Source organism: Streptomyces sp. NPDC002838, from assembly GCF_040295365.1.
Lineage (GTDB): Bacteria > Actinomycetota > Actinomycetes > Streptomycetales > Streptomycetaceae > Streptomyces.
The window spans coordinates 17025-28020 of the sequence record NZ_JBEOVF010000089.1 but is presented as its reverse complement, the minus strand read 5'-3'; the positions used below and the strand labels follow the sequence as shown (position 1 = coordinate 28020).

7 protein-coding genes and 1 pseudogene are annotated in these 10996 nt (G+C 71.0%); 2 read left to right on the top strand and 6 right to left on the bottom strand.

The window, feature by feature from the left end; all coding sequences use genetic code 11:
* Nucleotides 1-65 precede the first annotated feature (65 nt).
* Nucleotides 66-704, top strand: coding sequence for a hypothetical protein (locus tag ABT063_RS49115; RefSeq protein WP_351068260.1), 639 nt, complete (start codon nucleotides 66-68; stop codon nucleotides 702-704).
* Between the two features lies 1 nt (nucleotide 705).
* Here ABT063_RS49115 and ABT063_RS49110 read toward each other — a convergent pair whose 3' ends face one another.
* The 6 genes and pseudogenes from ABT063_RS49110 to ABT063_RS49085 all read right to left on the bottom strand — a co-directional run bounded on the left by ABT063_RS49110 (nucleotide 706) and on the right by ABT063_RS49085 (nucleotide 10113).
* Nucleotides 706-1752 (bottom strand): ABC transporter ATP-binding protein, encoded by a 1047-nt coding sequence (locus tag ABT063_RS49110; protein WP_351068257.1) that lies wholly within the window; start codon nucleotides 1750-1752, stop codon nucleotides 706-708.
* Entirely contained in the window at nucleotides 1745-2704 is a 960-nt protein-coding gene (locus ABT063_RS49105; protein WP_351068265.1) for an ABC transporter ATP-binding protein, read from the bottom strand. The genes ABT063_RS49110 and ABT063_RS49105 overlap by 8 nt, the downstream gene beginning before the upstream one ends.
* A gap of 573 nt (nucleotides 2705-3277) precedes the next feature.
* Nucleotides 3278-4135: pseudogene (locus ABT063_RS49100) on the bottom strand (ABC transporter permease); the annotation flags it as partial.
* Between the two features lie 23 nt (nucleotides 4136-4158).
* Nucleotides 4159-5085, bottom strand: coding sequence for an ABC transporter permease (locus ABT063_RS49095; RefSeq protein ID WP_095751875.1), 927 nt, complete (start codon nucleotides 5083-5085; stop codon nucleotides 4159-4161).
* A 15-nt stretch (nucleotides 5086-5100) separates the two neighbouring features.
* The gene (locus tag ABT063_RS49090) at nucleotides 5101-6672 is read right to left on the bottom strand and encodes an ABC transporter substrate-binding protein (RefSeq protein WP_351068254.1); all 1572 of its coding nucleotides are present in this window, start codon (nucleotides 6670-6672) and stop codon (nucleotides 5101-5103) included.
* 243 nt (nucleotides 6673-6915) lie between these two features.
* Entirely contained in the window at nucleotides 6916-10113 is a 3198-nt protein-coding gene (locus ABT063_RS49085; protein WP_351068252.1) for a glycoside hydrolase, read from the bottom strand.
* Between the two features lie 534 nt (nucleotides 10114-10647).
* Between ABT063_RS49085 and ABT063_RS49080 the strand changes: the two genes are divergently transcribed.
* The gene (locus ABT063_RS49080) at nucleotides 10648-10812 is read left to right on the top strand and encodes a hypothetical protein (RefSeq protein ID WP_351068249.1); all 165 of its coding nucleotides are present in this window, start codon (nucleotides 10648-10650) and stop codon (nucleotides 10810-10812) included.
* Nucleotides 10813-10996 lie beyond the last annotated feature (184 nt).

Genomic DNA, 10996 nt, shown 5'->3' with positions numbered 1-10996 from the left:
CCCACCCCCCACGGCCCACCCCCCACGGGCCACCCCCCACCCACCCCCACAGGAGGACACCCCACATGAGTCCACGACAGGCACCGGAGCCCACTGAGCGAACGGCCACACCCTGGCGCAACAAGGCGGTCGTGGCCGCCCTGGCGGCCGCCTTGCTGGCCGGTCCCGGTGTCGCGCAGGCCGCACCGCCGGCCGCTACGGCGTCCCAGGAACAGGTGGCAGCGGCCAGTATCACCTGGACCCTCGAACGGGCGAGCAACCCCACCCAGGACCAGCAGACGGCCTACAACCTCATCACGTCGGCCATGAACGCCGCGGTGGCCCGGTACAACAACCTCAGCGATCTCGGGAAGAACATCACCGTTCGTTACGACCCGGGCGTGCCCACCGCCGACGGCAACATCAACGGAACCATCCGCTTCGGCAACCGCAGCTACATGACCGAGAGGACCGCGCTGCACGAGATCGCCCACACCATCGGAGTGGGTACGAGTTCCGGCTGGTCCTCCCTCGCCGCGGGAGGCACCTGGCGCGGCGCGCAGGCCACGGCACTCGTCAAACAGTTCGACGGTTCGAACGCCACGCTGTCCACCGGCGGTGGACATTTCTGGCCCTACGGTCTGAACTACGAAAACGAGTTCTCGAACACCGCGGCCGATCGCCACGTCCAGATCGTCGCCGCCATGGTTCGGGACGGTTTGTGATTCAGGCCTGACGCCTGGGGGCGGTCACCGTCCCCAGGCTCGTCGGCGCCCCCGTCGGTGTCTCCCGCAGCGGGAAGTGGCAGGCCGCCGTGTGGGGCAGTGGTCCGGGCGGGGGAGTGGGAGCGGCCTCGGCGCAGACGTCCTCCGCACGCCAGCACCGGGTCCTGAACCGGCACCCGGACGGCGGGTCGGCCGGTGAGGGGATCTCGCCGGTGAGCAGGATGCGCTCCCTCCTCGCCCCGACGCCGGCCGTCAGGGACGGGGCCGCCGACAGCAGGGCCGCCGTATACGGGTGGCTCGGCCGCTCGAAGACCTCCTCCGACGGGCCCGACTCGACGATCCTGCCGAGGTACATCACCGCCACGCGGTCCGCCACGTGCCGCACCACGGACAGGTCGTGCGAGATGAACACGTACGACAGCCCCAACTCGTCCCGCAGATCGCACAACAGGTTCAGGACCTGCGCCTGTACCGACAGGTCCAGCGCGGAGACGGGCTCGTCGCAGACGATGACCTCGGGCTCCAGCGCCAGCGCGCGGGCGATCCCGATGCGCTGCCGCTGCCCTCCGGAGAACTCCTGCGGATAGCGGCGGGCGTCGGACGCGCGCAGACCGACCATCTCCAGCAACTCACCCACGCGCGCCGCCCGTTTGGGCGTGGGCACGAGATCCCGGTGCGTGCGCCAGGGCTCGCCGATCAGATCCGCCGCGCACAGCCGGGGGTTGAGCGAGCCGAACGGGTCCTGGAAGACCATCTGCACCTTGCGGCGCCAGGCAAGCAGCTTCGCACCCGACAGGGAGAACGGGTCCACCCCGTCGAACCGTACGGTGCCCTCGTCGGGACGCTCCAGCATCAGCAGGGTCCTGGCCAGCGTGGACTTGCCGCAGCCGGACTCGCCGACCAGGCCGAGGGTCTCCCCGCGTCCCAGGCTCAGATCCACCCCGTCGACCGCGCGCAGCCTGGTGCTGCCCTTGGCGGTGCGCGGTACCGAGAAGCTTTTGACCAGGCCGGTGGCCTCCAGCAGCGTCTTCGTCCCCGGCTCAGGCATCGGCCAGTTCCTTCCCGAAGTGACAGGCGGCGGCGCGGTCGGCTCCGGTCCCGGTCAGCGGCGGCCGGTGCGTGGCGCACACCTCGCGGGCCATCGGACAGCGCGTACGGAAGGCACAACCGGTGGGCACGGAGCGCGGGTCGGGCGGGCTTCCGGGGATGGAACTCAGCCGGGAGCCCTTGAGCTGTTCGGCCGGTACCGACTCCAACAGCCCCCGGGTGTACGGGTGGTGGGGCTTGCCGAACACCTCGGCCACCGGCCCGGTCTCCACGACCGTGCCCGCGTACATCACGGCGACCCGGTCCGCGTGCTCGGCGACGAGCCCGAGGTCGTGGGTGATGAGGACCAGAGCCATCCGCTGCTCGCTCCGCAGCTCGCCGAGGAGGTCCATGATCTGGGCCTGCACGGTGACGTCAAGTGCCGTCGTGGGCTCGTCGGCGAGCAGGACCTTCGGCCGCAGCGCCACCGCCATCGCGATCAGCAGCCGCTGGCGCATCCCTCCGGAGAACTGGTGCGGGTAGGCGCCCGCGCGTGAATGCGCCTCCGGGATGCCGACGCGTTCCATCAGCTCCACGGCCTTCGCCCGGGCGGCGCGGCGGGACATCCTCTCGTGGATACGGAACGGTTCCGCGAGCTGCGCCCCGACCGTGTGGACGGGGTTGAGCGCGCTGAGCGCGTCCTGGAAGACGATGCTCAGGCCGGGACCGGCGAGCCTGCGCCTGGCCTGTGCCCCGAGACTCAGCAGGTCCTCGCCGTCCAACCGCGCCTGTCCGCCCACGACTTCGGCGGCCGGATCGAGCAGACCCGCGACGGCATGGGCGGTCATGCTCTTCCCGCATCCGGACTCGCCCAGCAGGGCCAGCGTCTCGCCCGAACGCACGGCGAAACTCACGCCGCGTACGACGGGGACGGGCCCGGCGGGCGTGCGGATGTCGACCGAGAGGCCGTCCACGGCGAGGGTGTCGGGCGGTGTCGGTGCGGAGGCTGGAGGCGATGCTGTCCCGCTGGACTCGGCGGTGGGGAGCGGTGTGGTGGCTTTGGGCTCGGTGGTGGGGAGCGGTGCGGTTGCGTCGGGCTCGGGGGCCGGGACCGGCGCGGCCTCGCTGCGCTCGGCGGCCGGGATCGGATCGGCCTCCGTCACCGCCACAGCCGAGGCCGGCTCGTTTCCCGGTCCCGGCAGGGCGGGGCTCGGCTCGGTGTCGGCCTCGGCCACGTGTTGGGTTGGCTCGGTGGGGGTTCCTGGCGTGGCTTGGGCCGGCTCGGTCGGGGTTCCGGGCAGGACTGGGGCCGGCCTGGCCCCGGTCCTCGGCGCGACTGAGGTTGGCTCGTTCTCCCTTCCGGGCACGACATGGGCCGGCCGGTCCTCAGCCCCCGCCGGGACTGCGGCCGGCTCGGTCGCCATGCCGCGGTCGCCACCCGTGCCCCCGGCCACCGGACGAGGGCGCCACGCCCGCCGCCCGCCGCGCCGTAGCCCGTGTCGCCATCGCTGGGCCGGGTCGGTCGAGAGGCGGGCCCAGGCGGCGAGTACGGTCGCGGACACGGTCGTGACGACGATGGCGAGGCCGGGGAAGACCGCGATCCACCACGCGCTCTGCAACTCCTGCCGGCCCTGGGCCACCATCAGCCCCCAGCTCACGTCCGGCGGCTGGATGCCGATCCCCAGGAAGCTCAGCGACGACTCGGTGAGCATCACGAAGCAGAAGTCGAGGGCGGCCACAGTGAGCAGGGTGGGCAGGACCGTGGGAGCGACATGGCGTCGGATGGCCGCCCAGCTACTGGTGCCGAAGGTACGGGCGGCGTCCATGAACAGCCGGCTGCGCAGTTCGGCGGACTCGGCCCGCGCGGTGCGCAGATAGACGGGGATCCGGGCGACGGCGAGAACCAGGACGATGCCGGCGGCGCTCGGCGAGAAGACGTACAGCACGACCACGGCCAGCAGCAGGGAGGGGAAGCTGAGGATCACATCGGCGATCCGCAGGGACACGTTCTCGCGCCATCCACCGTGATAGCCCGCCCACATGCCCCAGACCGAGCCGACGACGAGTGAGCACAGCACGGCGGGCACGGCCACGGACAGCGTGGTGCCGGCCGCCGCGATCAGCCGGGCGGCGACGGGGCGGCCCAGGGAGTCGCTGCCGAGTACGAAGGCCCAGCCGTGATCGAGACTGAAGGGCGGGCGGCCCGGATCACGCAGGTTCTGACGCGTCGCCAGATCCCCGATGAGGTAAGGGCCCACAACGGCGGACACCGCCACGGCGAGCAGAACCAGCGCCGCCGCGAAGGCGAACCGGTCCTGGAGGAGCAGCGCGGGCCACTTGCGCCGCGCCGCGGCCCGGTTCGCCCCGGGGGCGGGCTCTTGTTCCTGGCCGCTGTCCTTCTCCATGCGCAGCATGTCGCCTCCCAGACTTACGCCGCCGCCCGCTGCCGTACACGCGGGTCGAGGAGCGCATGGCAGATGTCCACCAGGATGTTGAGCGCGAAGATCACCAGTGCCGTCAGCAGCACGGCGGCCTGCAGTACGGCGAAGTCACGCTGAAGGACCGAGTCGATCATGAGCTTGCCGATGCCGGGCCAGCCGAAGATGGTCTCGACGACCACGGCCCCGTTGACCAGCCCGACGGCGAGGTCACCCGCGACGGTGAGCGCCGGTGCGGCGGCGTTGCGCAGGGCGTGCCCGAAGACCACCCGCGACTCACGGGCGCCCTTGCTGCGCGCGACTTTGACGTAGGGGGCGGTGAGCGCGGAGACCATGGCGCCGCGCACCACCTGGACCAGCACGCCGAACGGGCGGATGAGCAGCGTGGCCACGGGCAGGACCCACGCCGCCGCCCCGTTCGTGCCGGAGGTGGGAAGCCAGCCCAGCGTCACCGCGAAGACCAGCACCCCCATGATGGCGAACCAGAAGTCGGGAACGCTCGCGGCCGTCGAGGACAGGAAGCTCGCGATCCGGTCGGTCGCCGAGTTGGGACGGTAGGCGGCCAGGCTGCCGATCACCACGGCACCCACGATGGCGAGCAGCATCGTCCACCCGGCCAGCTGGAGGGTGGCGGGGAAGGCCCGCAACACCGCCTCGCCCGCCGGCTGGGCGGTACGCAGCGATTCGCCGAAGTCGAGCCGGGCGACCTGGGCCAGGTAGTCGCCGAACTGGGTGATCAGCGGTTGGTCGAACCCGTTGCGGGCGGCGAACTCGGCCCTCATCTCGGGCGTCGCGCTGAGCGGAAGGTACAGATTGGCGGGGTCTCCGGTAAGGCGGGCCAGGAAGAACACGCCGAGGACCACGACCAGCAGGGGGATGACGCTGGAGACGGCACGGCGGCGCAGCATGGTGAACATCGGTCCGCTCCTCCCTCAGTCCGCGCGGCGCATGTCGGCGAGCCGCATCTCGTCGTTGGTCGCCGAGTCGGGTCGGTAGCGGACGTCGGGGGAGAGGGCGAGGATGCCGGTCATGTTGGCCATCACGGCATCCCGTACGACCTCGTCGTTCTGGAGGGCGAACGCGTCCGCGAACGCCTTCTGCCGCTCCTCGCCGGAGGCGAGCTGCGCCTTCGCTATCGCCGCGTCGAGTGCGCGGGTGCCGTAGCTGCTCTGGGCGCCCTCGCTGCCGTAGATCTGGCCCATCGTGAACGCGGCGTCTCCCGCCTGGTTGCCGTGCTGCGCCTGGAGGAGGGTGGGGCCCGCGCCGCCCGGGAAGGGGCGCAGCAGGTACTCCAGCCAGGCGTTGACGTCGAGCATCCTGATCTCGACCTTCAGTCCGGCCTTGAGCAGGCCGTCCTGCACCACCTCCATCGCCTCGGCGGCCTTCGGGTAGATGCCGTTGCGGCCGATGAGAGTGATCGTGGTGTCGGTCGGGACTCCGTCGGCGCGGGCCTCGGCCACCAACTCCTTGGCGCGTTCGGGGTCGTACGGCCACGGCCGGATCCGCGGGTTGTACCCGGTGACGCCCTTCGACACGAGCTGCCCGCTCGGCCGGCCCGCGAAGACCGCCGTGACCAGTCCCTCCCTGTCGATGGCGTAGTTGACGGCCCGACGGATCCGAATGTCGTCGAGGGGCGCCTTGGTGGCGTCCATCCGCAGGTACGAGACCTCGTTGGTGGCGAACTCGACCGCACGGTCGCCCGCCCCGTCCTCGGGAGCGAGCCCGATCGCGACGTCCGCCTCGTCGTTGGTGACCATGGCCGCCCGAACGCTGCCCTCCGCCCGCCACACGTACTTGGCCGCGGCGAACTCGGGCGCCTTGCCCCAGTACTCGGGGAAGCGCTTCAGCCGCAGGAAACGGCCCTGACTCCACTCGTCGATCCGGTACGGCCCGGTACCGATCGGCTTGCGTACCCGGGCCCCGGGATCCGTACTCGTCGGCACGATTTCCACGAAGGACAGGCGGAGGGGGAGGATCGGGTCCGGGCTCTTTGTCGACACTTCAAGTGTCGTGTCGTTCACGGGCGTTGCGGTCACTTCCGTGTCCGTGAAGATGTAGCCGTCGACGTTGCACTCGATGTCCGAGTCCGTGGCGCGCTTGATCGAGAACGCGGCCGCCGCGGCCGTGAACGGCGAACCGTCGTGGAACTTGACCCCCTCGCGGAGTGCGAAGGTCCATGAAGTGGGCGAGGTGCGTGTCCACTTGGTGGCCAGGGCCTGTTCCAGCCGTCCGGTGGAGGGATCGCGCTCGGTGAGCGCCTCGGTGATGTTGGCCCGCGTCACGCGGCCTGTCGCGGTGAGCGAGGCGTCACAGGGTTCGAGGGTGGGTGGCTCCTCGGGCAGGACGACGCGCAAGGTGTCCGGGCCTTCGCCGATGGGGTCGGCGTCGGCGACCGAGCATGCGCAGACGGCGAGGAGAACGACTACGGACGTGAACGCGCCCGACGCCCGCAGGCGGCTGCGCTGGGCGAGGGAAGGAGTGCGCGTTAAGCCTGAACCCGCCACTGTGCCTCCGTGCTGGTCGAGGCGACCAAGGATCCTTGTCCATAAGGGAAACCGCGGTTTAGATATGTGGACGCCGCAGTCATTATTAAGTCAGCGGTGGTGAACGCGTCAAGATGCGCGCAGGCAGGCGGGCCGTTCGGCGCCTCGAACTCGTGCGCTCAACGGAATGCGGCTGCGGTGCCGAGTGGCACCGCAGCCGCATCCGTACTCGGGGCCTGGTCGCGGTTCCTTCCCCGCGACGCCTCAGCGCCGTACGAGTTCGATCCGGTACTTCCTTGTCTGCGCCCCGTCCTCACTGGTCACCGAGACGACGGCCGAGGCCCGGCGGGGATCGCCGGACCTGTCGACCGCGACGGTCGCGTAGGGGTCGCGTGCCGTCGCCGTGACCACGGCGCGGTTCGGGTCGTCGGTGACGACACGGTAGGTGGTGGTGTCGGGGTCGAACGGTGCGACAGGGACCCCGGCCACCTCGATCGACGTGGCGGCCGCGTCCGAGGAGACCCCCGGCGTCCTCGCGTACAACTCGATCTCGCTCATGGTGATGTAGCCGCCCTGACGGGCGGTCATGACCACGCGCACGCCGGACGCAGGCCCTGCCTCCAGCGGGACGTCGACCACCGGCGTGCCCTCGGCCCCGACCGCTATGTCGCCGCTCGCGTCGACCCACGCACCGTCGGCGGCACCGCGCACCTGCACTTTCAGGCTCGCCGGGAACGAGACGTTGGTCCCGTCCCGGTGGAAGTGCGCCACGATCCGGTTCAGGTCGCGTGCCGCCGGGAGCGTGAAGGTGATGGTGTCGGAGGGGTTCTTGGTCCCCGACTTCCAGTTCGACCAGGCCTTCTCGGACAGGTTGCCGTTGCGCAGGCGTTCCGCGGAGTATCCGTTCTCGGTGAAGGTGGCGGCGACCGAGACGCCGTCGTCGGGCGCGATGTTGGTCTCCGCCGGTTCGGTGACCTGCACGCGGACGGCCGCGTCGACCGTGCTGCCGTCGACGACCCGTGCGGTGCCGCGCAGCGTCACGACCCCGGTCGAGTCGAACGATCCGTCAGGTGCCGGGTCCCAGGTCACCGGAAGGTCGGCCCTGCCGCCGTTCCTGCCGACGCCGACGACCGTGGCAGGCAGCTCGGGCTTGCCGCCCACGTAGGTCTTGGCGCGGCCGGGGAGGGCCGAGCCGATCGTGTCGACGGTGACGACCGCCTTCGCGGGGAACTCCCGCCCGAGTGAATCGGTCGCCCGGCCCGTGACCCGTACCGTCCCGGGATCACGCCACTTGCGGTCCGGCGGAAGGTTCCACACGACGGGGAGCGAGCCTCGGGCGCCGTCCCGGAACACCGGCGTCACCGTCCCCGGGAGCTTCGGCGGCAGGCCGGGGACGGTGAACGCCTCGGCCGGCTCGGTACGCAGCACCGTCTCGTCGGTCACGGTCCAGCGCTGGTTCGCCGCCGAGGTCGGCGTGTACGTCGACACCTTCGCACCGTCCGCGGAGGACTGCCCGGTGACGTCGATCAGGCGGCCGGTGGCGGCGTTGACGAACGTCCATGTGCCGTCGCCGGTCGTCGACATGATCCATTGCGCCGCGCCATCGACCCGGCCGCTCTCCGGTTCCTCGAGGACGGCCTGGTTGTCGCGCACCGCGAGCCGTTTGCCGGTCGTGGCGTTGGTGAGGGTGTAGCGCTCGCGGTTGTCGGTGCCGCGGGTCAACTGACGGGCGGACCACAGCTGTTCCGCGCTGTCGGCATCCGTCGTGCGGATGACGACGCCGCTGCCGTCGTCCGACGGAGCCAACGACTTGCCGCTCTGCGCTCCCTGCAGCCGGTAGACGTGGCCGGGCTGGACGAGGGCGGCGTCCTTCGCCACGCCGCTGACGCCCTCGACCAGGAAGGTGGTGACCGATTTCGCGGGGACGTCGAGCGTGGCCGACCGGTCGGAGACCCGGACCGGAGTGCCTCGTACGAGGGCGCCGTCGGCGCTCGTGACCACGGGGGTGACGGTGGCCCGCGGCGCGACCCTGCCGAAGCGCGAGAGGTCGAGGGTCACGGAGCGCGCGGACGTGCCGCTGTTCACGTGCACCACGCTCGCCGCACGGCCGGACTTCTTCACCGCCGCGACGCTGGACGGGTCGTCGACCTTCACGAAGTGATCGCCGGGGCGGATGTGGTGGGTGAAGTTCCGGATGGTGTGGAACTTGGAGTTGGCGCGGATCGGGCAGGTCTCCAAGGTGTCCTCGGCCGTGCAGTTGAACGGGACGTGGATGCTGCCCCAGTTCTTGCCGGCCGCGGCCTGCGGGATGGAGTCCTCGATCGGCTGCCAGAACACCCAGGCGGAGGGCTCCAGTTCACGCATGTCGTCGACCATCCGGGTGGCGATCCCGAGGCCCGGTTCCATGCTGGTGAAGTCGGTGCCGGTACCCCAGGTGCCCTCGACCTCGCTCATCCAGAGCTTCTTGTCCGCGCCCTTGGCGATGTCGCGGGCGCTGGTGCGCATGCTCGTGCCGTAGGTGTGCACGTTGAGCTGGGGGACGGCGGCTCGCGCGGGGTCGCCGTAGGCGTTCCAGTTCTGGGTGAAGATGCCGGGGTTGGTCTCGTCCATCGCGGAGATCTCGGCGCGGGTCTTCGCCTCGTCGAGCGCCTTGTCGAGTGCGAGGACGACCTTCTGCTGGAGTTCCGGTCCGGCGTGCGCGCCTTCCTGGCGCCCGCCCGTGGGCTGGCCGTCCGCTCCGAGCTGGGTGCCCCAGTAGGGCGTGTTGGGCTCGTTGAGCGGGGCGATGGTGTCGAACTTGATGCGGTGCTTCTTCTCCAACTGCTCGGTCACGCGCACCAGGTAGGTGGCGAAGTCGTCGACGCGGTCGGCCCGGATCTGGTCGGTGCTCGCGTCGAAGCCTCCGGAGACGTAACCGCTGACCGTCTGGAACCAGGGCGGCGAGTTGCTGAACGCCTCCCAGCGGGTGACCTTCTTCTTGATCTGGTCCACCCACCAGCGTTGGCCCGCGTCGGCGTTCCAGTTCCAGTGATCCGGGTTGTTCGGATCCCACCACTCCATGTCCTGCCGGGTGGTTCCCTCGGGGGCCTTCCAGAAGCCCTCCATGGTCGCGCCGGCCTTCATGTAGTCCTTGCGGACGTCGGGGGCGTTGCCGCCGCCGATGTTGTAGCGCGCGATATTGAGGCCGAGACCGTCCTTGCCGAACAGCATGTCGACGAGCTGTCTTCGGATGGGCTCCGGATAGCCGCCCGTGGCGTTGGCGAACCAGACCAGGCTCGTCCCCCACCCCTCGAACTCCTGCTGCTGGTACGACGGGTCGATCCGCACCGTGACAGCGCTCCGCGGCGGCGAGTCCGCGCGGGCGAGGGGGGCGGCGACGAGACCTGCGGCGAGCACCAAGGGGATCGTTGGTGCCAACGCCTGGACGAAGCGATGCCGACCGGACACGGAACTCCCTTCCATAACAACGGAGACGCACAGAATCGACCAGAAGCCATCGTGCTCAAGGCATGCTTGATGACGAAAATGAACACGTCAAGACATTGCGCAGGCTGTGGCCCGAAACCGCCCCGTGCTGATCAAGGGTCATCGGCCGCCCTCCGGTATGTGCACCGGTGGCAGGAACCCGGCGTGCCGTTCGGCGGGCTCGACGAGTCGCTGGAACCGCGGCGGCTGCTCAACGGAATCGAAGCGACGGCCCGCGTCACCGGCGGCCATCCGCGAGCGGGGCCGGTGCCGCCGGCAGCGCAGGGTCGGCGCGGAGTCGGCCGCCGGTCACGGTTGGCGCCCTGCCCGGGTCGTGCTCGGCGGGGCGCTGCTCGTGTTCACGCCCGGCGACGCGCTCAGCGCCGTGGCCCCTGCGCTGACCGTCCTGCCGACCACCCGCGTGCTGGCCGGCATCGGCGTCGGCGCCGCCGGCAGTGCCACCTCGCCGCGGAGTCGGCCGCCGGTCACGGTTGGCGCCCTGCCCGGGTCGTGCTCGGCGGAGCGCTCCTCGTGTTCACGCCCGGCGACGCGCTCACCGCAGTGGCCCCCGCGCTGACCGTCCTGCCGGCCACCCGCGTGCTGGCCGGCATCGGCGCCGGTGCCTACTCGCCGATGGCCGCCGCCACCATGGCCAACGTCGCCGACGCGGAGCGCGGCGGGCGCAGCCCGGCGTGACCGCGGGCGGAAACCGCTGCCCGGGGTCGGCGGGGTGGCCGGCCTCGGCCTGTGCACCTACGTCGCACCCGTACTCGCCGACGCCGCGCACCCGCTCGGAACGTGCGGGCCTGGGGCGCGGGCGACGTGCTCGGCAGGCTTCCTCTCCTACGTCCCTCGCGCGTCAACCCCACCCGCACGCCGA

Bases quoted from the DNA above. Each gene is read 5' to 3' on its own strand.
- ABT063_RS49115 (WP_351068260.1), top strand. From the start codon at position 66: ATGAGTCCACGACAGGCACCGGAGCCCACTGAGCGAACGGCCACACCC.
- ABT063_RS49110 (WP_351068257.1), bottom strand. From the start codon at position 1,752: ATGCCTGAGCCGGGGACGAAGACGCTGCTGGAGGCCACCGGCCTGGTC.
- ABT063_RS49095 (WP_095751875.1), bottom strand. From the start codon at position 5,085: ATGTTCACCATGCTGCGCCGCCGTGCCGTCTCCAGCGTCATCCCCCTG.
- ABT063_RS49085 (WP_351068252.1), bottom strand. From the start codon at position 10,113: ATGGAAGGGAGTTCCGTGTCCGGTCGGCATCGCTTCGTCCAGGCGTTG.